General features: G+C 40.7%; 14 protein-coding genes. 2 read left to right on the forward strand and 12 right to left on the reverse strand.

Going from position 1 to position 23,670, the window contains the following annotated elements:
- Positions 1-21 precede the first annotated feature (21 nt).
- From ACYIAR_RS05355 to ACYIAR_RS05395, 9 genes are all read right to left on the reverse strand, one after another.
- Positions 22-672, reverse strand: a complete 651-nt coding sequence (locus ACYIAR_RS05355; protein ID WP_480332626.1) for a GNAT family N-acetyltransferase — start codon at positions 670-672, stop codon at positions 22-24.
- Positions 673-741: 69 nt separating this feature from the next.
- On the reverse strand, positions 742-1,197 hold the full coding sequence (gene argR / locus ACYIAR_RS05360) for an arginine repressor (RefSeq protein ID WP_480332628.1): 456 nt from the start codon (positions 1,195-1,197) through the stop codon (positions 742-744).
- Positions 1,198-1,739: 542 nt separating this feature from the next.
- The gene (locus tag ACYIAR_RS05365) at positions 1,740-4,028 is read right to left on the reverse strand and encodes an NADP-dependent malic enzyme (RefSeq protein WP_480332630.1); all 2,289 of its coding nucleotides are present in this window, start codon (positions 4,026-4,028) and stop codon (positions 1,740-1,742) included.
- A 339-nt stretch (positions 4,029-4,367) separates the two neighbouring features.
- Positions 4,368-5,702 carry an NADP-specific glutamate dehydrogenase gene (gdhA, locus tag ACYIAR_RS05370; RefSeq protein ID WP_480332632.1) on the reverse strand — a complete coding sequence of 445 codons (1,335 nt, stop codon included), beginning with the start codon at positions 5,700-5,702 and terminating at the stop codon, positions 4,368-4,370.
- A gap of 289 nt (positions 5,703-5,991) precedes the next feature.
- Positions 5,992-7,092, reverse strand: a complete 1,101-nt coding sequence (locus ACYIAR_RS05375; protein WP_480332634.1) for a glycoside hydrolase family protein — start codon at positions 7,090-7,092, stop codon at positions 5,992-5,994.
- 190 nt (positions 7,093-7,282) lie between these two features.
- Positions 7,283-10,135, reverse strand: a complete 2,853-nt coding sequence (gene gcvP / locus ACYIAR_RS05380; RefSeq protein ID WP_480332636.1) for an aminomethyl-transferring glycine dehydrogenase — start codon at positions 10,133-10,135, stop codon at positions 7,283-7,285.
- Between the two features lie 10 nt (positions 10,136-10,145).
- Complete coding sequence (locus tag ACYIAR_RS05385; protein ID WP_480332638.1) at positions 10,146-10,784, reverse strand: MBL fold metallo-hydrolase; 639 nt, start codon at positions 10,782-10,784, stop codon at positions 10,146-10,148.
- The gene (gene rsmG / locus ACYIAR_RS05390) at positions 10,781-11,446 is read right to left on the reverse strand and encodes a 16S rRNA (guanine(527)-N(7))-methyltransferase RsmG (RefSeq protein WP_480332640.1); all 666 of its coding nucleotides are present in this window, start codon (positions 11,444-11,446) and stop codon (positions 10,781-10,783) included. Before rsmG ends, ACYIAR_RS05385 begins: the two co-directional genes overlap by 4 nt.
- Before the next feature lie 50 nt (positions 11,447-11,496).
- Complete coding sequence (locus tag ACYIAR_RS05395) at positions 11,497-12,354, reverse strand: DUF3298 and DUF4163 domain-containing protein (protein WP_480332642.1); 858 nt, start codon at positions 12,352-12,354, stop codon at positions 11,497-11,499.
- 249 nt (positions 12,355-12,603) lie between these two features.
- On the opposite strand from ACYIAR_RS05395, the gene ACYIAR_RS05400 reads away from it, so the two are divergent.
- Positions 12,604-15,186, forward strand: coding sequence for a glycosyl hydrolase family 95 catalytic domain-containing protein (locus tag ACYIAR_RS05400; RefSeq protein WP_480332644.1), 2,583 nt, complete (start codon positions 12,604-12,606; stop codon positions 15,184-15,186).
- A gap of 279 nt (positions 15,187-15,465) precedes the next feature.
- Positions 15,466-17,877: a glycoside hydrolase family 127 protein gene (locus ACYIAR_RS05405; RefSeq protein ID WP_480332646.1), complete on the forward strand. Its 2,412-nt coding sequence runs from the start codon at positions 15,466-15,468 to the stop codon at positions 17,875-17,877.
- Positions 17,878-18,033: 156 nt separating this feature from the next.
- On the opposite strand, the gene ACYIAR_RS05410 is transcribed toward ACYIAR_RS05405, so the two are convergent.
- From ACYIAR_RS05410 to ACYIAR_RS05420, 3 genes are all read right to left on the reverse strand, one after another.
- Positions 18,034-19,284, reverse strand: a complete 1,251-nt coding sequence (locus ACYIAR_RS05410; protein ID WP_480332648.1) for a sensor histidine kinase — start codon at positions 19,282-19,284, stop codon at positions 18,034-18,036.
- A complete protein-coding gene (locus ACYIAR_RS05415) occupies positions 19,281-20,630 on the reverse strand; it encodes a sigma-54-dependent transcriptional regulator (RefSeq protein WP_480332650.1) in 1,350 nt (449 codons plus the stop codon). Before ACYIAR_RS05415 ends, ACYIAR_RS05410 begins: the two co-directional genes overlap by 4 nt.
- Before the next feature lie 680 nt (positions 20,631-21,310).
- Positions 21,311-23,653 (reverse strand): ABC transporter permease, encoded by a 2,343-nt coding sequence (locus ACYIAR_RS05420; protein ID WP_480332652.1) that lies wholly within the window; start codon positions 23,651-23,653, stop codon positions 21,311-21,313.
- Positions 23,654-23,670: the final 17 nt, after the last annotated feature.

Raw genomic sequence — 23,670 nt, forward strand, 5'->3', positions numbered from 1 at the left:
GGTTCTTATAGTTTCTTGTTTTTATTTATTCATATATTGTTCTTTTGCAGAGTTTGCCATTTCAACTCTGATTTGCTCTGTGCGACGACGAAGAGTTTCAAATAATTCCTCGTGCATCAGGCAACGTGGGTCTGCCGGGTCGAAAAGCATTGCTGTGCAAATGCAATAACGACGTCCGGTTCTTTCCAAAACGTCATGGTTGATACAACCCTGACAACCTTTCCAGAATGCCTCATCATCTGTAAGGTCACCGAAAGTCACAGGCATATAACCAAGTTCAGTATTCATTTTCATAACTGCACTACCTGAAGTAAGACTAAACAACTTAGCCTTAGGCCAACGAAGACGTGCCAACTGGAATGCTGCATGCTTGATACGCTTAGCCAATCCCAAATGACGGAACTTGTCTGGAACAATCAAACCACTTGTTGCAACATATTGCTTGTTGCCCCATGATTCGATATATGTAAAACCGGCAAATTCTTCACCTTTAAGAGCAATGATAACTTTTCCTTCCTTCATCTTTTGTGTGACATACTCATGGGTACGCTTTGCAATTCCTGTTCCACGAACCTTTGCAGCAGCTTCAATAGTTTCCAAAATAGTATCTACATACTTTTCATGGCTTTCATCTGCCACCATTACATCTATATCAACAGTTTGTTGTTCCATTTCTTTATAATATCTTTTTTACCTTTCTTTAAACAATCAAAATTAAGATTTATACCATACGGATAAATATCAATGAATAAATCTGGACAAAGCTTTTACCACACTGTCACGGCTGTAGCCTTCGCGGGGAATTATCAATATTGTGTCATCTCCGGCTATCGTTCCCAGAATTTCTTTAGGAGATTGAGAATCAATATCCGAAGCTATTCCCATCGCATATCCGGGTTTGGTCTTTATAACAGCCAAATGTCCTGAGAATTCAATTGAAGGCAAAGAATCACTATGAACAGCTTTCGGAGTATTATCAATAGTCGGGACTACAGCACGAGGTCTTTTATAGGCATAATTGCCATTTGTTCCATGAGCTTTCACAATTTTAAGCGAACGGATGTCACGTGAAAGGGTTGCCTGAGTAATATTAAAACCTTCTTTAGTCAACCTGTTCAACAGTTCTTCCTGATTGCTTATTTCTTCTTCATGAATTATTCGGCAAATTGCCTCATGTCTCTCCTGCTTTGTCTTCATAATGTATATTTATTCAAATCGACTGCAAATATAAAGCATAAATACGAATAAATATACAAATAAGTGAATTTTTTTTCGTGGACGGTTGTAAATATACTTAAATAATTAAATTCAAGAAATCGTTTAATATTAATTTTACTTTAAAAGTTTCAAGTTGAGGTGGTTTATAGGGATGTGATGTATGTAATTTAGATGGGAATAGTAGAATATTGGCTGAAGGCCTTTAATTTTACAGAGTAGGGCAACGCCCTACGTTTTTGACCACCATATACTTATACACCCTGGAAGGGCATAACTTCACTCAGTTCCGCCTTTTCATGGCTTATTATAGGGTATAACCATTGAAACACAGGGCGTTGCCCTGTGCTATATAATTTAAGGCCTTCAGCCAAAAAATGTTCGTTATTCTCTGATTCTTATTGATTAATTTCTAACTGCATGTTTTATATTTAACATTTTGTTTTGCAACACTATCAATAAAAAAATAAGCCCGAAAAAATCCGGACTTATTTTTACCAATTACATTAATATGTCAATTAATATTATTTCTCACCTTTTTCAATCTGCTCCTGAACAATAGCATCAACAACAGCAACAGTAGTAAGATTCAAGATATCACGTGTTGAGCTTTCAACATCTGTAAAGTGTATAGGCTTGTTCAATCCCATCTGAATAGGACCGATACTTTCGGCAACACCCATTTCCAACAAAAGTTTGTATGCGCTGTTTGCAGAGCTCAAATTCGGGAACACCAAAGTATTCACATCCTTTCCTGCCAGCTTGTTGAACGGATATGTTTTATCACGCAATTTCTTATCCAATGCAAAACCAACCTGCATTTCTCCGTCCACATCCATTTCCGGATATGTTTCATGCAAATATTTGATTGCATTATGGACAGTCAAAGGACTGCCTTCCTTGTCTGCGCCGAAATTAGAATATGACAACATTGCCATAACCGGTTCGTGAGCAAAGAATTTCACCGCATCATGTGTCAGACGTGCTATATCAATCAACACTTCTGTTGTTGGATGACGATTAATCAATGTATCTGCAAGGAAGAATGTTCCTTTCTTTCCTGTTATAATATGCATAGCTCCAAAGTGCTTGTATGTCGGACGTATTCCGATTACCTCTTCTGCTATACGGCTCACTTCAGAATAACGGCTATAAACACCAGTGATAAATGCATCAGCATCGCCTGTTTCAACCATCATCATACCGAAAGTGTTGCGGTCGAACATATTCTCATAAGCTTCAGAATATGTAACGCCCTGGCGTGCTTTCTTCTTGGCAAGCAATTCTGCATAACGCTGACGGCGTTCTGTTTCTCCGTCTGAACGCATATTGATGATTTCAATACCTTCAAGACTTAGATTTTCTTCAGCTGCAAGTTTCTGAAGATAATCCCAGTTTCCAAGAAGAATAGGATGACAAATACCTTCAGCCTTAGCCTCAACAGCAGCCTTAAGCATATTGATATGGTTAGCTTCGGCAAATACCACACGTTTAGGATTAGCCTTGGCCATTTCTGTGAACGAGCGCAAAAGCTTGTTGTCATATCCCATCATTTCACGCAAATGATTTGCGTATGCATCCCAATCTGTAATATCTTTTCTTGCCACTCCTGATTCCATAGCAGCTTTTGCTACCGCGCATGAAACTCTAGTCAGCAAACGTGGGTCAAGAGCTTTAGGCAAAATATAATCACGTCCGAATGTAGTTCTCTTCAATTTGTAAGCAGCATTGACTACATCTGGAACAGGTTCTTTTGCCAATTTGGCAATTGCATACACTGCTGCAAGTTTCATTTCCTCATTGATAGCTTTTGCATGTGTATCCAACGCTCCACGGAAAATATACGGGAATCCAAGTACATTGTTTATCTGATTAGGATAGTCAGAACGTCCTGTTGCGAAAATAATATCATCACGTGAAGCCATAGCGTCAGCATAAGATATTTCCGGATTTGGATTAGCCAAAGCGAAAACAATAGGGTTTTCATTCATACTTCTTACCATATCTTGTGTAAGAACATTGGCAACAGACAAACCTAGGAACACATCAGCACCAACAACTGCTTCCTGAAGAGTCTTAATATCGCGGTCTGTAGCAAACTCACGCTTAGCAGCGTTCAAGTCTGTTCGATGAGTAGAGATTACACCTTTACTATCGCACATTACAATATTTTCCTTGCGTGCGCCAAGCATCACATACAATTTAGTACATGATATAGAAGCTGCACCAGCACCGTTGACCACAATCTTGACATCTTCAATTTTCTTGCCTGCAATCTCAAGAGCATTTATCAAACCTGCACCTGAAATAATTGCAGTTCCATGCTGGTCGTCGTGCATTACAGGAATATCAAGTTCTTCCTTAAGTCTTGTTTCAATTTCAAAACATTCCGGAGCCTTGATATCCTCAAGGTTAATACCGCCAAATGTAGTAGCGATAGCCTTTACTGTTTCAATGAATTTCTGAGGATCTTTCTGATCAACTTCAATGTCAAACACGTCAATACCTGCAAAAATCTTGAAAAGCAAACCTTTTCCTTCCATAACTGGCTTTCCTGCCAAAGGACCTATATCACCCAACCCCAGAACTGCTGTTCCGTTTGAGATAACAGCCACAAGGTTTCCCTTAGCAGTATAATCGTATGCACTGTGAGAATCTTTTTCAATTTCCAGGCAAGGCTCAGCCACACCAGGAGAATAAGCCAATGATAAGTCTGCTTGTGTACTATAAGGCTTAGTTGGCACCACTTCGATTTTTCCAGGTTTTCCCTCAGAATGGTAGCGAAGTGCTTCTTCTTTTATTGATTTTGCCATTTCTTTATTATGTTTAGTTAATCATATTTCATTTCAACACTCCGCAAAAGTAACATTTTTAAAGTAAAAACGATATTTGAAAGGACATTTATTTAAGTTTTGCATGCTCAACTTTAAAGTTGATAAGGTTTCAGGAACAAGCATACAAGAGAAAAACTGCTATCGCTTATATATTCTAAATTATAAGAAAACCTTGGCTACTTATCATATAAATGACTAAAGGCTGTATCGGAAAATAAATCCGATACAGCCTTATATAAGTTATCTGTTGACAAGAAAACAAGTTGACAAGAATATGTATTCTATACTTGCAATCTTGCTTCCAGGTCGATTCGCAAATTAAACGATTCCTTGAGCCATCATTGCTCTAGCCACTTTCATGAAACCAGCAATATTGGCACCTTTAACATAATTAATATATTCGCCGTCTTTTCCATGAGCTACACACTGATCATGGATATCACTCATAATCTGATGCAACTTAGCGTCAACCTCAGCAGCTGTCCAAGAAATATGCATTGCGTTCTGAGTCATTTCCAAACCAGAAGTTGCTACACCACCAGCATTCACAGCTTTACCAGGAGCGAACAATACTTTGTTTTCCAAGAACAAATCTACAGCTTCTGCAGTACATCCCATATTTGATACTTCTGCTACGCAAAGAGTCTTGTTGTCGATAAGCTGACGAGCGTCGTTTGCATCAAGCTCATTCTGAGTTGCACAAGGAAGAGCAATATCAACTTTCTGTTCCCAAGGTTTCTTGCCTGGATAGAATGTTGCACTAGGATATTCGTCCGCATAAGGAGCAACAATATCATTACCGGAACTACGAAGTTCAAGCATATAATCTATCTTTTCTCCAGAAATACCATCAGGATCATATACATAACCATCAGGACCTGAAATAGTAACAACCTTAGCACCTAATTCTGTAGCCTTAAGAGCTGCACCCCAAGCCACATTACCGAAACCGGAAATAGCCACAGTCTTACCTTTAATATCAATTCCGTGAGTATCCAACATCTGGTGAACAAAATACAAAGCTCCAAAACCAGTTGCTTCTGGACGAAGGATTGAACCACCAAATTCCATGCCTTTACCTGTGAATGTACCTGTGTTTTCACGAGCCAGTTTCTTGTACATACCATACATATAACCAACTTCACGGCCACCAACGCCTATATCACCGGCAGGAACATCAGTGTCAGGACCTATATTACGCCATAATTCAAGGATAAAAGCCTGGCAGAAACGCATGATTTCAGCGTCGCTCTTTCCGCGTGGAGCAAAGTCAGAACCACCTTTTGCACCGCCCATAGGCAATGTTGTAAGTGCATTCTTGAATGTCTGCTCAAAGCCCAAGAACTTAAGGATAGATAAATTTACTGAAGGATGGAAACGGATACCGCCTTTATACGGGCCGATTGCATTATTGAACTGAACACGATAACCAAGGTTCACCTGGATTTCACCTTTATCGTCAACCCATGGAACACGGAATGTAAAAATTCTTTCCGGCTCAACGAGTCTTTCTATGATTTTTGCCTTTTCAAATTCAGGATGCTGATTATATACATCTTCAATTGAAATAAGCACTTCTTTTACTGCTTGCAAATACTCTTTTTCACCCGGATGCTTAGCTTCCAAAGCAGCCAATATAGCTTCAGTTTTCATACGCAATATATTTAAAGGATAACATTCTGTTTGCAAATATACAGGTTTACCCCAAACAAGCACTATATTTTGCTTACTTTTTGATAGTAAAATTATATGTTATTGAACATAGTTATTGATACAGTAAAATAGTATATTAAAATAACGTGAGTTCGACGAATTAAAAAAACGAGTTGACAAGAATTCTTAGATAATCATGTGCAAAGTAATAAGTATTAAACCTCGCCATCTAATCTATAAAACCTTGTCAACTCGTTTCTGAAGCCTCGTCAACTTCTAAATCCAGTTGTTATTTTTTCCAAATAACCTTATCAAATTCAGCCCAATGCTCGTCAGTCATATTGCCAGGCACAAACAGACAAACACCGGCAGCTCCGGCTTCCATTGAACCACGAACGGCTTCGCCTATCTCGCTTGGAATAAGTCCGTGTCCTTCCGGATCCTTAATATTTGCCTTGTTTTTCCAATCACGGCAAATAAACAAACCGCTGTAAACAGGCTTTTCACCATTTACAGATTCAACTTCTTCCTTTGTAACCTTTCCAACCCATGAAGCTGGTTCCAAATAGAAATCATTATAATTCATTGGGAAAAATGCATCGATATTCCATTTGTTCCATTCCTGACGCACAAGCTTCATAGCGTATGACTTTGGACCAGGGAAAACAGCAGCACTTACTTTCTTACCTTTTGCATGAACTGATTCCGCAATTTTATTGACCAGATTTGTTATAACATTATAACGGAAAGTTTTCCATTCCTCACATTTTGAAGGATCTTCAACAGATTTGATGTCGATACCTGTCTGTGCTTTGAAATCAGCAACGCATTTGTCGCAATAGCAATAATCGGCTGTCGGATATTCCTCGTTCATCACCAATCCATATTTTTCCCACAATCCGCGGGCAAGAATCACATCCACATAACGTATGTAGTCAAGATGGATATAATCAACTTCCGGAACTTCTGCAACTTTTGTGTATTCTCCAACCAGATAATTTATTACATCATCATTGTTCGGACACATACATTTATAATATGGAACATAAGCCTGCACATTATATGCTGATTCGCCTTTACGGTTGACTGCATACCAAGTTGAATCAGCGTCACCCTTCAACATTGTTGGAATCCATGCATGATATTCAAGTCCGCATTCATGTGCCAACTTAGCTGCGCGCTGCTGTTTTTCAAGATTGAAACCTACGTTATAGCAAATACCGTCCAAACCGTGAGATTTCCATTTTTCAAAATCTGCTTTGATGCTTGTTTCTGTTGCATCGGCACCTTCGCCCTGCCAACCATAAACTCTGATTTTTTCTGATTTCTGTTCTGTACATGCAGTGATTCCCAAAAGCACTGCAGCTAGTGCGATAAAGATTTTCTTCATATATAATTTATTATTTGTGTATGATTCATATTTCTTCAAACACAAAGACACAGAGAACACGGATATGATATTTATATTCTCAATAAATAAAACTCCGTATTCTCTGTGTCAGAATTTGAAACTATATCTCGATACAAGCCTTCTTCAAATCTTATGTTTTTCTCGGAAGGCAAATATAGCAATTATTATTTTACAAATCACATGTGCAAATAGTAGGTATCAGATTTCTGTCGCCATATGCATTATCTACACGAGCCACATTAATCCAGAACTTGCAATCATGCAACCAGTCAAGCGGGAACGCAGCCTTGCTTCTAGGATATGAATGTTTCCATTCGTCAGCCATCACTTCATATTCAGGATGAGGAGCATTCTTCAATACATTATCCTGAGCATCAGCCTTGCCTTCTTCCACTTCCTTGATTTCATTCCAAATACATTCCATCACCTCAACAAAGCGATCCAATTCAGCCTTGCTTTCACTCTCTGTAGGTTCAACCATCAAAGTTCCGTGAACAGGGAATGAAAGTGTCGGAGCATGATAACCGAAGTCCATCAATCGTTTTGCGATATCACCTTCATCAATACCGGAACGTTCCTTAACTGTGCGGCATTCAAGAATCAACTCATGACCAACTCTTCCTGTTGTTCCTGTATAGACAATACCATATGTATCCTTAAACTTAGCAGCAAGATAATTAGCATTCAAGATAGCAGTTTTGGTTGCCATCTCCAATCCTTCAGTTCCAAGCATGCGAATATAAGCATAAGTAATAGGAAGAATACCGGCACTGCCATAAGGAGCTGCAGATACAGTATTCTGATCACTACCCCAAAGAACAGGATGCTGAGGAAGGAACGGAACCAAGTGTTCAGCAACGCAAATCGGACCAACACCAGGACCACCACCACCGTGAGGCGAAGCGAATGTCTTGTGGAGATTCAAGTGGCAAACATCAGCTCCGATAGTTCCAGGATTTGTCAGACCAACCTGAGCATTCATATTAGCACCGTCCATATAAAGCTGTCCGCCGCAAGCATGAACAATATCGCACATTTCCTTGATATCAGCCTCAAAAATACCATGAGTTGAAGGATAAGTAATCATGCTGGCAGCCAGATTATCCTTGTTAGCTTCTGCTTTAGCTCTGAAATCTTCAAGGTCGATATTACCCTTGTCATCACATTTGACTGTAACAGTTGTAAAGCCACACTGAATAGCACTTGCCGGATTAGTTCCATGAGCTGAAGCCGGAAGAAGAACGATATTTCTGTGTCCCTGACCGATACTTTCCAAATAAGCACGAATAACTCTAAGTCCTGTATATTCACCAGCTGCACCGGAGTTAGGCTGCAAAGTACAACCTTTGAATCCTGTAATCTCGCAAAGATATGATGACAGATTTTCAATCAGTTCAGTATATCCTTCAACCTGATCTTCCGGAGCATAAGGATGAATGTTCTGGAATTGAGCCAGGCTTAAAGGAAGCATTGAAGAAGCAGGATTCAGCTTCATAGTGCAAGAGCCCAATGAAATCATAGAATGAGCAAGAGACACATCACGACGTCCAAGACGAGTGATATAACGCATCAACTCTGTTTCTGTATGATATTTCTTGAATGTATCCTGCTGTAAGAAAGATGAAGTACGACGGAATTTATCATCGAAATAAACAGCTTCAGGAACAGAATCCTTAAGCATATAATCTTTTCCAGCCGCACCTGAGAAAATATAAAGCAATATGCCAAGGTCTGTAGTCTGAGTTGTTTCGTCAAGGCTGACACCAACAAGTCCGCTGTCGAAATAACGAAGGTTAACCTTGCACTCCAATGCTATTTCACGTAAAGCGCTTATTGATACATTAGCAGGAAGTTCCAGTTTCAATGTATCAAAATAATCCTTATTCAATTGTTTATAGCCGAGTGATTCAAGTTCCTTAGCCAGGAATCCGGCATAAGAATGAATACGTCCAGCAATATTCTTCAAACCTTCAGCACCATGGTAAACAGCATAGAAACCTGCCATTGTAGCAAGCAAAGCCTGAGCTGTACAGATATTTGAAGTAGCTTTCTCACGTTTGATATGCTGCTCACGAGTCTGCAAAGCAAGTCTGTATGCCGGGTGTCCATAGGCATCTTTTGAAATACCGATAATTCGGCCCGGAATATTTCTCTTATATTCATCCTTTGTTGCAAAATAAGCAGCAGACGGTCCGCCGTAGAACATAGGAATACCGAAGCGCTGGCTTGTACCAAACACAACATCAGCACCCCATTCTCCCGGAGGTGTCAGCAACACAAGGCTCATCAAATCAGCTGCAACAGCAACCTTTGTTCCATTTTCCTGAGCCTTTGCAACAAAGTCACGATAATCTTCAATAGAACCATCAGCATTAGGATACTGCACAATAGCTCCGAAAATCTTATCATTCCACTGTAATTTTCTGTAATCACCAACCTGCAGTTTTATTCCCTGAGGAATAGCTCTGGTCTTGATAACAGCCAATGTTGATTCATAAACCTTATCATCAACAAACAACACGTCAGCACCAGCTTTCACCTGATTACGTGAACGTGCGCCGAAGAACATAGCAGCGGCTTCGGCAGCAGCAGTTGCCTCGTCAAGCAATGAGCAGTTTGACAAAGGAAGTCCTGTCAAGTCGCATATCATTGTCTGGAAGTTGAGCAAGGCTTCAAGTCGTCCTTGCGATACTTCAGCCTGATAAGGAGTGTATGATGTGTACCAAACCGGATTCTCAAAGACATTTCTCTGTATAGGAGCCGGGCATACAGTATCATACCATCCCATTCCTATATAGGAAGTAAAAATTTCATTTTTCGAAGCCAGTTCATTGATATGTTCTGCAAACTCTCTTTCCGTCATCGGCTCCGGCAAATTAAGCGGATGCTGCAAACGGATATTAGACGGAATTGTCTGGTCAATCAGCTCATCCAAAGAGTTCACACCAATGGTTTCCAACATAACCGGAACATCTTCGGGAGAAATCCCGATGTGGCGGTTAACAAATTTATTTGTGTCCATAGTCTTAATATTAAATATAAGGATTAAATTCTTTTTCATTCTTAACTGTGGTTGCCGGTCCGTGTCCCGGGAATACTTTAGTATCGTCGGGCAAAGTCATTATCCTTTTTCTCAACGACGAAACCAGAGTATTCTGATTTCCTCCCCACAAGTCTGTTCTGCCAATACTTCCGGCAAACAAAGAATCGCCAACAATCACAAAATTATCAGCTGCCGAATAGAAAGCGATGCCTCCGGGAGTATGTCCCGGCAAAGCGATAACTTCCAGTTCCGAATTCCCGAAAACAATCTTGTCTCCATCCTTAAGATATCCTTTCAGCGGAACGCCTTTCACTGCCACAGGAAGTCCGAATGCACGGCTCTGCTCCTCTGCCGAAGGCAATACAACCTCATCTGCCTCATTAGCTTCAGGACTAATTCCATATGTAGAATATATATATTCATTACCGAATATATGGTCCAGATGCAAATGAGTGCAAAGATTACGTTTCAAAACAAGATTATTCTGCTCTATAAAGCGGCTTACACGCTGTTTCTCGGCATCTCTCAGACAACCGCAGTCAATAATCACCGCTTCTTTGGTCTCGTCATACAATAAATATGTATTTTCCGAGAAATAATTCACTTCAAATCTTTCAATCTTAATCATAGCGGAACGTAAACAACTTTCTTGGTTTCAAAAAACTCTTCCTTGAAATAATCAGCAAGTTTTATAGTCATAGCCTGGTTTTTAAACGGAAGCACTTCATGCTCCAGCTCTCCACCTTTCAAGCAGATAAGTCCGTTCGGCAATGCATTTATCTGTTCCTTTCTGATATTTTTTCGTATAATCTTTACCAAGTCAGCCAAAGGCATTACTGCACGGCTCACAACAAAGTCGAACATTCCCTTTTCTTCCTCTCCTCTGCAATGACGGAAAGATATATTCTGCAAACCTATTGCATCAGCAACAGCCTGTCCTACTTTTATCTTCTTACCAATACTGTCCACCAAGTGGAATTTCACTTCCGGGAACAGAATAGCCAATGGGATGCCAGGAAAACCTCCACCGGTTCCCAAATCCATAACAGAAGAACCATCTTTAAAATGCAACATCTTAGCAATTCCCAAAGAATGAAGAACATGATGCATATACAGATTGTCTATATCCTTTCTTGAAATCACATTTATTTTAGAGTTCCAGTCAGCATACAACTCATACAATGCTGCAAATTGTTCTTTCTGCTTTTCCGTCAATTCCGGGAAATAAGAATTCAACAAAGCAAGTTGTTGTGCCACTATCGGATTTTCAATATTATTATTCTCGTTCATTTTCTATTATGTATATTAAATTGTCAACAAGATTTCAGGCAACCAAACCTTTATTTAATCATTCCAGCCACCGGACTACCTTCTTTCAGAAGCGGCATAATCTGTTCGAATGACAGATGCACTTCAGTCTGTCCCAATGCATAGGCAGCAATCTCATATTCATTGAAAGTATAAGTTATACCAGTTGCATCTATATAGAAGTTATTGTTAGGATAAATTTCATCCACGCTGAAATAACCTATATCTTCCAGTCCTTTTGGATCCTGCAAATTATTCTTTTTGGTAATCTCATCTATAAGCAGTTTAGCCAAAGAATCCTGATAGTCCTCAACAAACAAATCCTCTTCAGTAATCCGCTTGCCATCTTTTGTGTTCAATGTAAAGTTGGTGTAGCTATGAGAGCCATGAGCACCACCGGTATAATTTTCAAAACTCACAGTGAAAGAAAGCAAACCACCTTCGTTATACACTACTTCGTTCTGCGACATTTCATAATAAGAATACCAAGAACCTGGTGTTTCATTCTCTTCAATATCCTTTTTGAAATCCTCTTCCAGTTCCTTATATCCGGTAATATAATCTTCCACATACTTGTTCACAGCTTCCTGAGGTGTCAATTCGGCATAATCGTCACCAAAATATGCTACAACAAATTGTTTTTGCAGAACAGGAAGAACTGTCTTATCCGGACACTCAACCGGATAATTAAAATCAATCACCAGATTACAATTCGGATTGTCCGGATTGTCCAGCAAATGATAAATCTTCTCTACCTGTATAGAATCAATCTTCACCTCTTCTGTCTTTTTGACATCCGAAGTAAGGTTACAACCGGTCAGACACATAGCCAACACAGTCATTATCACCAAAGAAAAGCACAAATAACGTTTCATTTTGTAATGTTTCATTTCATTTATCACAAAGATAAAGAGAAAAATCAATAAGGCAAATTATAAAGGAGTAAGTTTGATTATGTCTGTTTGCAATTACTTATGAGCAACATATGATTGGTTTATCAAAAATATTAAAAAAAGCACAACATAATCATCAAATACAATTTTTTTCGTTTATTTGTTGAAAATTGCAGTCAGACTTAATCTTTTATTGATCAATTAATATGACAGAAATACTGTCACTTAACTTTTAAATTATTTTTTATGAAAAACCTAGTGTGCAGAAAAAAAGTTTTACTACTATGTGTATGTAGTATGTGTTTTTCTCCTAATGCGAGTTCTACTCTAAATGGAGAAAAAGTAGGAACAGAAAACACCCTTTCCGTAAATGAGACGAAAGGATATGTTTTACCATGGGAAAGAGAAATTCCGTTGAAAGAAGCAGCGAAATCTGTTTTTCTTGTCAGTACGCTGGATACATCCAATCCACTTCCCAACAGAAGATGTTATCCCAGAGACGGTAAAGCGATGACAATCAACAACCTCAAAATGAGAACAACTCTTTGGGGACCGACAAACCGTCTGACAATCAGTCTCACAAAAAATGACGTTTGGGACAGAAGGGTTAATCCAAGAGGATTCGAAACTCCGACACTTCAGGAAATTATTGACGGAGCAAACGATCCGAAAAACAAAGATTTCAAAGGTGTTTCCAAAGACTGTCAGAGACCATGGGGATATGGATATCTTCTAAAAGGTGGTGGGTTTTATGATCCTTACAGACAGCCGCATGAATACTCAATGCCTTGTCTAAAGCCTGTCGGTCAGATCATACTTGGTATCGATGACTTGGAAAATGCCCCACTTCCGGAAATCAAGCAATGCTGTGCTAATGGTCTGGTTGAAATGACTGTTAAGAAACAGAACACAGAAGCGAACATCCAATATGTTCTTGGTATGACAAGTAATATCTATGCTATAAAAGGTAAGGTTTCCGGAACAGACAAACCCATCTGGTTACGCCTTTACAGACATAGAGACATGGTACACATGGACTATATGAATGAAGAGGGAACTGAATATATCAAAGCCGGAACCGAAGCAGACAGCACATTCAACTATCCAATGGAACCTCCGACAAGTGGTACAGATGGAAAATATTTCTGGATAAAACAAAGAATGCCTGCAGAAAAAACATTCCCGGAAGGTTTCGAATATTATCTGGTTGGTGTAATGGTTTCTGCCCAAAATGAAGAAATCAAAACAGCAGACAAACAGAAAGGATTGGGAACTCCTCCACCGATAAAAAGAATAGCTAATGCCAGCGGTTCTGCTTCAACAGTGACTTTCAACACTAAGGATAATGAATTTGAGGCTTTGGTTACCATCGTAACAAGTAATGATGGAGACAACCTGCTGGAAAAAGCAAAAGCGAAACTTGCTATTGCTGAAAAAGAAGGATTCAATGGCGTACTTAACGAAAACATCAGATGGTGGAGCAACTTTTATGACAAACGTGAAAACGGAAGAGTTTTCTACGGATTGAATGGCACAGAATGTACCGAAGATATTATTGATATCTACAATACTTATTCCGACCATCATGGTGGAGGTACGCACACTGATATGACTAAATATGAGTGCAGCGCCGAATATGTTCACCCGGAAAGAGACGCTCAAGCTTGGAGCAGCTCTCCATGCTACAACGAAGTATTCACAACTATGCACTTCGTCAGAAACCGTGTAGACCATCAGCAAATGTGGAAACAGCTGGTTTGGCATTGGAAAGATGCAGCCAAAAGAAATGCAAAGGAAATGTATGGAATGCCTGGTATGGCTATATTCCACGGATACCAACCACCAATCAAGCCTGACAAAATTCTGCATACTACTTTGACTCTTGAATTCTGCCTTGAGACAATGGCGCAAATCATCAGACCTGTATGGGATGAATGGGACTACGGAGGCGATATAAATGTCTTGAAAAACGAATGTTATCCTCTGCTGAAAGAAATGGCAATATTCTATGCTGCATATGCAAAAAAAGGCAACGACGGATATTATCATATCATACCTTCAATGGACCCGGAAAAATGGGGATGGTATGGCGGACTTTCACGAAACAAAGACGTAATTAGCTCATTATGTATGTTCAAATGGGCACTCAACAGAGCTGCTGAAGCTTCAGAAATACTTTCTGTGGATGAAGATTTAAGAAAACAATGGAAAGAAGTTGCCGACAATCTGGTTCCATATCCTGTATGGCAAGGTGAAGACGGTCCTATGTTCTGCGCAATCGAAGGCATTGAGCCTCATCACATACCGGATGTAGACCATTTTGGTGAAGCTGCTCAATATCCTGTTCTGCTTTCTGATGATATTACACTTGATTCTCCGAAAGAACAGAAAGACATGATGCTCAGAACCATAAAAAAACTATCTAAAGCCGGAACAACCGGACAGGCTCTTACACTAATGGGAATTCCAGGAGGAAAAGCTTTCTGGAACGATTTCAATGCTGAAACTTTACTCAACAGCCGAAGTGGAAGAATACATCTTTTCCCTGCTGTTGAAGCATCAAAAGAAGTAGCATTCAAGAATTTCCAGGCAAAAGGTGCGTTCCTTGTTTCTGCTGCCAAAGATGCTGACAAGGTTTACTATGTAAAAATAGAATCTCGCAGTAACAGAGTTTGTAAAGTGATGAATCCTTGGAACGGAAAACAAGTTACTGTTGTTGATGCTGTAAGCAACAAACCTGTAAAGTTTGAGATTGACCGCAGCAATGGTGAATGTATTGTTTTTCCTACAGAAAAAGGCAAAGCTTATCTGATAAGTAATAAACTTTAAAACTTTAATTTTTACTAACATTCATATTAAATAGCCCGGAGCAAAATCTTCGGGCTATTTTTATATACTCAAAAGTATTTTTATTGGTCAAAAGTAATGATTCGTATAGTTGATATATTAAATAGCTATTGTTTTTGCATCATATCAAAAATAAGTGTTATTTTAGCAAAATAAACACAATAGTTAACAAGGTTACTACAGATACAAGTTGACAAGGCATCAATAATAATCAACTTGTAAACCCTTAACCTTGTTAACTTGTCAACAAAATATCAGCCCATGAAAAAGACAGTAATTTCAGCAATGCTCCTCTCTTTAATAACATTTGGAGCAAACGCTCAGAAAGAGAAACAGGCACACGGATATCCGATTAACCCAGTTCCATTCACTTCGGTTAAAGTTACGGATTCATTTTGGGGACAGCGTCTAAAAGCCAGCCGTGAAGTAACAATTCCTCTGGCATTCAGCAAATGCGAAGAAACCGGACGCTATAAAAACTTTGAAATGGCAGCACATCCGAGTGAAGACAACAAAGTGACAGGCTACTCTTTCGACGATACCGACGTATATAAAACAATCGAAGGAGCAAGCTATCTGCTGCAAACATATCCCGACAAGAAACTTAAAGAATATATAGACAGCGTGCTGGTAATCGTAGCTTCGGCTCAGGAAGCAGACGGTTATCTCTACACTGCACGTACCATGAATCCCAAACATCCTCACGAATGGGCAGGCACCAAAAGATGGGAAAAAGTGGAAGAACTCAGCCATGAATTCTACAATCTTGGGCACATGGTGGAAGGTGCCATCGCACATTATCAGGCGACGGGACAGCGCAATTTCCTGGATGTTGCAATAAGATATGCCGATTGCGTTTGCCGTGAAATTGGCGACAAACCGGGACAGCAAGTAAAAGTGCCCGGACATCAGATTGCGGAAATGGCTCTTGCCAAACTATATCTCGTTACCGGTGAACAGAAATATCTGGACCAGGCTAAATTTTTCCTGGATAAACGTGGCTACACATCACGAAAAGACGAATACAGCCAGGCACATAAACCGGTTGTCCAGCAGGATGAAGCTGTCGGTCATGCTGTCCGTGCCGCATATATGTATTCAGGAATGGCAGATGTTGCCGCTCTCACCGGCGACACAGCCTACATTCATGCCATCGACAGGATTTGGGATAATATCGTGAGCCGCAAACTATATATCACAGGCGGAATAGGTGCAACAAATCAAGGTGAAGCATTCGGCAAGAATTACGAATTGCCAAACATGTCGGCATATTGCGAAACTTGTGCCGCAATCGGTAATGTATATCTGAATCACCGCCTTTTCCTTTTGCATGGCGAATCAAAATACTATGATGTGCTTGAACGTACTCTCTACAACGGTCTTATATCAGGCGTATCACTGGATGGTGGCGGATTTTTCTATCCGAATCCTCTGGAATCAATGGGTCAGCACCAGCGTAAACCTTGGTTCGGCTGTGCATGCTGTCCTTCAAATATCTGCCGTTTCATTCCTTCTCTTCCCGGATATGTATATGCGGTTAAGGACAACAGTATTTATGTAAACCTTTTCATGTCAAACAATGCTACTCTCTGTGTAAACGGAAAGAAAGTAACACTGTCACAAAACACAACATATCCTTGGAATGGAGATATTAATATATGTATAGACAAAAACTCTGCCGGTACATTCGACCTTAAAATAAGAATCCCGGGATGGGTTCGCAACCAGCCTGTGCCAAGCGACCTTTATTCATATTCTGACGGCAAACGTCCTCAGTATTCTGTTATGCTCAACGGCGAACCGGTAAGTTCACAAACTGATAACGGATATTTCACCATAAGCCGTAAATGGAAAAAAGGAGACAAGGTTTCCGTTCATTTCGATATGGAAGTTCGCACTGTAAAGGCTAATAACAAAGTTGAAGCAGACCGTGGAAAGATTGCTGTTGAACGTGGTCCGGTTGTATATTGCGCAGAATGGCCGGACAATGATTTCGATGTTCTCAGTGTTCTGGCAAACAGAAAACCGGAATTCGAAACAGTAAGCAAACCGGATTTGCTGCATGGCATCACACAAATAAAAACTCCGGTTCAGACTCTGGAATATGGCGAAGATGGCAAACTAAAGGCTATCGACCAAACTCTCACTCTTATTCCTTATTATGCTTGGGCTCATCGCGGACAAGGAAATATGTGTGTATGGCTTCCTCAGGAAACCTATGCTACACGTCCGGCAACTATTCCGACTTTGGCTGCAAAAAGTAAAATAGAAGCATCAATAGACAGTAAGTCTCTGAAAGCAATTGCCGACGGTCTTACTCCGAAAGACGAAAACGACCGCACTATTCCTTATTTCCACTGGTGGCCGAAAGAAGGAACAACAGAATGGATAACTTATACTTTCCCTGAAGCTCAAACAATCAGCTCTTCTACTGTATATTGGTATGACGACAGTCCTTGGGGCGGTTGCCATATTCCTTCTTCATGGAGAATTCTTTATCTGGATAATTCCGGAGAATGGAAAGAGGTTGAAAATCCTGACAAATACAGCACTGAAAAGGGAAATCCTAATACTGTAAATTTCAATCCGGTGAAAACTTCGGCTCTGAAACTTGAAGTAAAACTGAAAGAGAAAGTTTCTGCCGGTGTATTCGAATGGAGTGTATCAAACTAATTTTCTAATAGAGAAGCTGTACCAAAATAAGTTTAAACACAGAGTCACAGAGATACAGAGTTTATATTTTATTTATACTCAATATATTTCCTCTGTGACTTTGTGCCTCTGTGTTTCATTCTTTTTGTTTTGACACAGCTACTTTTTCTTCTCACCTCACCTGAAACAAAGCAAAAACGAAGTTCTTTCCTCATTACTTTCCTGCAATGAAATAGAACCATTGTGCATACGCATAATCTGGCGGGAAATGCTCAGACCAATTCCAGTTCCGTCCTGCTTGGTTGTATAAAACGGAACAAAAATCTCATCATGCTTGTCTTTTCCTATTGGTTTGCCGTTGTTTGAAACCGTAACTACTGTTGAACCGGCAAAGTCTATTTCAGATTGAATAACAATTGAAGTTGCTCCAGCCTGCAAAGCATTACGCACAAGATTTATGAACACCTGTGATATTTGGTCTTCATCAGCATAAAGCAGAATATCGTCCGACATTTCCTTATAAGCGAAATCCGCATTTGACGACAAAAGCTGCTCATGCGAAAGTTTCCTTACTCTTTCAACCAAATCTCTCAGGAAAAAAGCCTTCTTCTGCGGAGCGGATATACGGGTGAGCGAACGATAAGTATCAACAAACTTTATCAGTCCTTTGGACGAATCAGAGATAGTGTCGAGTCCGAGCTTCAACTCTTTCCGGTTCACCGGAGCATCTGGCGATGTTTTCTCAAGCTCAACGGACAATGTGTGGCTAAGCGAAGATATAGGTGTGATGGTATTCATTATCTCGTGGGTAAGAACACGGATAAGCCTGTTCCAAGATAGTTCTTCGTTATGTGCCATTTCATTGGTTATATCATTAAGGGCAAAAATACTCACACTCTTTCCTTGTAACGAAGTTTCAGTGTTTGTTACGGAAAGAGTAGTCTTCCCTTTTTCATTATATATGGAAACGCGCATATCATTAAGCGCCGGACCTGACGAACGGAAACAATTCTCCAGCTCCGGACTGATATTTCCCAATTGCCTTGTCTGGCTGAATGTTGCCATGCCAAGCATCGCAAGCGCAGAAGCATTGCAATATATCACTCTGCCTTCGCGTTTCGCTTCACGGTCGACTACAACTATTCCTGTTGTCACCTGGTCGAGCATACGCGCATAATATTTCTCATGCTCGGCAATCTCCTCTTTTTCTTTTTCGAAAATGACGCGTATTCTGTTAAGAGTTTTATGCAGGCGGCGGTTGTGAAGATGGCTCTCGTCGAAACGAAAATTAAGTTCCTTGTCCTCCAGAGCATCAAGCATATATGTTATTTTCCCAAGTATCTTGTTATGATAATATACTCTGGAAAATACAACAGACAGGACAACTGCAGCCGCAACAATCAATATAACATATCCGGTAGAAATCATATATTGTATTTCTTAAGTTTGGTATAAAGCGTCGGGCGGCTTATGTTCAGAAGTTTAGCCACATGCGTAAGGTTTCCGTTGCAACGTTCCATTGCCTGGCGTATTGTTCTTTCCTCAACCATTTCAAGTGTTTCGTTTTCGGGATTTTGTAACGAAACGGCAGATTGTGATGAAATGCCAAGGTCTTTCGGCAACAGTTCAGAAGTTTCGGACATGATAACAGCTTTCTCAATCACATTCTGAAGTTCACGTATATTTCCGTTCCAATTGTGATGCAACAGCATCTGTTCGGCTTCAGGAGATATACTGTGCAAATTGCGGCGATATTTGTCGGCATAGCGTTTCATGAATATTCCGGCAAGAGGTATTATCTCGTCCGTCCGCTCACGAAGCGGAGGCATCGGAATATGTATCGTGTTGATACGATAGAAAAGATCTTCGCGGAACTCTCCATTACGCACCATTTCTTCCAGATTACGGTTAGTGGCACAAATCAGTCGAATGTCCACAGGCACCGAGCGCGAGCTGCCAACCTTGCTGACAGTCCTGTTCTGAAGCACACGCAACAGTTTTGCCTGCAACGACAGAGGAATATTTCCTATCTCATCCAGGAAAAGAGTGCTTCCGGCTGCCTGCTCTATTTTTCCCACGCGGTCCGCATGAGCATCGGTGAATGCACCTTTCACATGTCCGAAAAGCTCGCTTTCGAACAATGTTTCGGTGATAGCACCGGCATCAACGCAAACCATCGGTTTTGCCGCACGGTCCGAAAGGCGGTGAATTTCTGCGGCAAGTACATCCTTTCCGGTTCCGTTCTCGCCCGTAATCAATATACTGGCATCAGTAGGCGCTATTTTGCCAACAGTCCGGTGTATGGAAAGCATCTTTTCGCTATTTCCCCAGTGCATGGTTACAGCCTGAGTTGCCTCTCCATCCGCAACCTTTCCTTTTTTAGAAGTTGATTTATTACCACACGCTGATGCAAGGATTGATACGAGTTTTTCATTATCCCACGGTTTCACAACGAAATCGAAGGCTCCGCGCTTCATTCCCTCCACGGCAAGTGCTATATCGGCATAAGCCGTGAAAAGCACAACTTCCACAGCAGGATTCACTTTCTTTATCTCCGAAAGCCAAAACAGCCCTTCATTCCCCGTGTTGGTGTCAGTATCAAAATTCATATCCAGCAAAATAACATCGGGAGAAAATCCGCGCATCATCGCATGAATATCTTTTGGCGACGACAACAGCTCCACCTTGTCGAAATGCTTGGGCAGCAAAACCGACAGTGCCGAACGAATTCCTGTATTATCATCAACTACCAGTATCTTTCCTTTGTTCATCATTATATGTTTATCTTTTCCATTTCTATTTAACAGAATTCAGAACTATCTATCAAGGCTGAAAGCCTTCTCTAATCAGGCATTTGCCTGATTTGTATAGCCCAGGGTGTAAGCCCTGGGGAAAACGACCACCGTCCAATCAAAGCTCTTTTTCCCTGAATAATCCATTTAAGCTATTATCTGTCATTTATAATTCGTCGAACTCACATTATTTAAGTTTCGCAAGCACAACTTTTATATAAGGTGTTGACAAGAATTTATTTCAAAAATAAAGATTTTTAGATAACAATCATTACCCTCTACCAATTTAATCTTTTTATCCTTTTATCTAAATGTTTTTATCGAACCACCTAGGTGGGTTAATCAATTCACCTAGGTGAGCCAATCAATCCACCTAGGTGAGCTGATTGAATCACCTAGGTGAGCCGATATTTTGGATTAGATGGTTCTAACATGTCTTTAGCATATTTCTCATTTATTTATGTGATGATTACTCAAGTTTCGCAAGATAAACTTACAGATAACAAGTTGACAAGAAGACAAGTTAACAAGGTTTTTGGATAATAATTCATTAAATTACAGGTGTTCTGACCTTGTCGACTCGTATCTGAAGCCTTGTTAACTTTTAAGTTGAGCAACTTGCGAAACTTAAATGATGATTATAAGTATGTCTATATTTAAAATCACTCAGCAGACAAACTGTCAGAAGGCGCTTCCTTAGCCACAGTCGCATAAATAACATAAATAAGCAACGAAGTGACAGCTTGCATGGCAAGAAATATGAGGACAAACACCAACGGACTTAGCTGAACGCGGTTTACAAAGTTCTCCAACCAGTCGGAAGTAATCATCCACGAAATCGGGGCGGCTACTATGAAAGCGACACTGACAAAAACAAAATATGGTTTTATTCCCCAACCTATTATATCCGCGAATCCGGCTCCGAAAACTTTCCGCAAAGCTATCTCTTTCCTTTTATAATAAATGTCGAAAATCACCATTGCAAAAACACCAATCAACGACAGTGCGACTGCAAGCACAGAGAAACACAATATTGTTTTGCCGAAACGTATTTCCTTTTTATAAAGTGCATCGAGCAATTGGTCGTAGAACTTGACATCCACAGGATAAGCTGCATCCATTGTTGCTATTTCCTTGTGGATGTGCGACACCGCAGTCACCGCATCGAATCCTTTCTTCAAGCGGACATATACGAATGACATACGTCCGGATTCGACAGGACAGACGGAAAAGACGACAGGAACCTTATCTTCACGGACCGAAGTGAAAGCTATCTCCTCACAAACGCCCACCACATCTGTCTCACCACTGATAACTGTCCCGACTTCCACACCATAGTTATCACGAAGATAGGAATTGATTATGGCACCGTTGTCCGTATCACCGGTAAAGTCGCGACCGTCAATAATATCAATTCCCATCACTTTGAAGAAATTGGGCGAACAATTGATAAAGAAAGTCTTTGCTTCTTCCCCATGCCATTCCATAGCTCCGGTGGTGTATGAATCCTGCCCGCCGATATAACCACTGGCGAAAGCGACATCTTCAACTTCGGGATATTGGCGCAAAGCTTCACGAAGCCACGAGCCACGCTCCACAGCCATTTCCCTTGTGAGATTTATCACGGCAAGCTGGTCCTGGTCGAAGTTTGTGTTCGCGCGCATCATCAAATGATTTTGAAGGAATATAAAGACGATGAATATCATCAATGCCGATGATATGGTGTATTGCAGCGTGAGCAGCACGTTCTTGATTTTCTTGCCCGAAGGCGTCAATCCGTAATTTCCTTTAAGCAGCAAAGACATCGGGAAAGATGTGACAAAATAGCCCGGATATATTCCGGCAAGCATTCCCAGCAGGAAGGCGCCGCACACGCTTGCCGCGAACAGACCGCCGTATGCCGACATGGTGACCGGCTCCTGTATGATATCTGATTCGGCAAACCATGAGGAAACTGGAACACTAAGACCAACAGCTAACACGCTTGCAAAACCAACAAGGCAAGCAGTCTCAAGGGCTTGTTCGAGGCGCAGCGTCCATACTTCGGCACCAAGTATTTTTCGGGTGTTGATTCCACGAAGGCGCAATGGCATCAGGGAAATATAGAAATTGATGAAATTGAACAAGCCTATGAATACAATCAACACCGCAATTACAATCATCATATTGCTCTGCAGCCGGCTTCCCGTCTTGAACACATACGCATCCGCCTCGCCGTCCATGAAATATACGTCCTGCAACGGAACAAGAGCAACAGGATTAAGATACGTGTAGCGTGAGAAATCAAAATTACGATTAAACTCGTCCGCCACAAGCGATGCGTTATCGGGATTATCCAGCCTCAGGTAACATACGAAATTGGAGTTTCCGAAACCTTGCATCAACGATTGCGGAACTGGAACAAGAATGTCGTTGTTGAGCTGCGAGTTTCCGGGAAAATCCTTATATACAGCTCCGACATACACTTCAGTCATAGGCAGAAAATAGTCCGATTTGGATTTCAGACTGACAAGTTTGCCAATAGGAGACTCATTGCCAAACATCTTTTCAGCAAGGCTTTCCGGAATAGCGACATTATCAGGTTTGGCAAGCGCGTCACGACTTCCTTCCGTCACCTCAACACCAAATACATCAAAGAAACCGGGGTTTACGAGGTTAACCTCTTGCTTGAAACCTTCAAGCTCGCCTCCGGAGCCTGTCACCGTAAGATATGTTTCACCGACGAAAGGACAGGACAGCGTGCCAGCCTCAACATGGGATGACGAATTTATCACCGCATCGGCAAATCCCGGAGGAAGTACGGAGCGGAAATAAGGATTCTCAGGCATTTCAACCTTGAAAATACAGTCGGCTCCGGGATGGAACTTGTCGAAGTTCCGCTCATATTGCACATGTGCCATAATTATTATGAAGGCTGTGAATGCCATCACCAGCCCGAACATATTCAATGTGACAGGCACAGGATATTTGCGTAATAATGTTTTTATGTTGTTGAATGTTTCCATAATTTCTGGAATTAAAA

The organism is Parabacteroides sp. KHUB-01 (genome assembly GCF_056640935.1).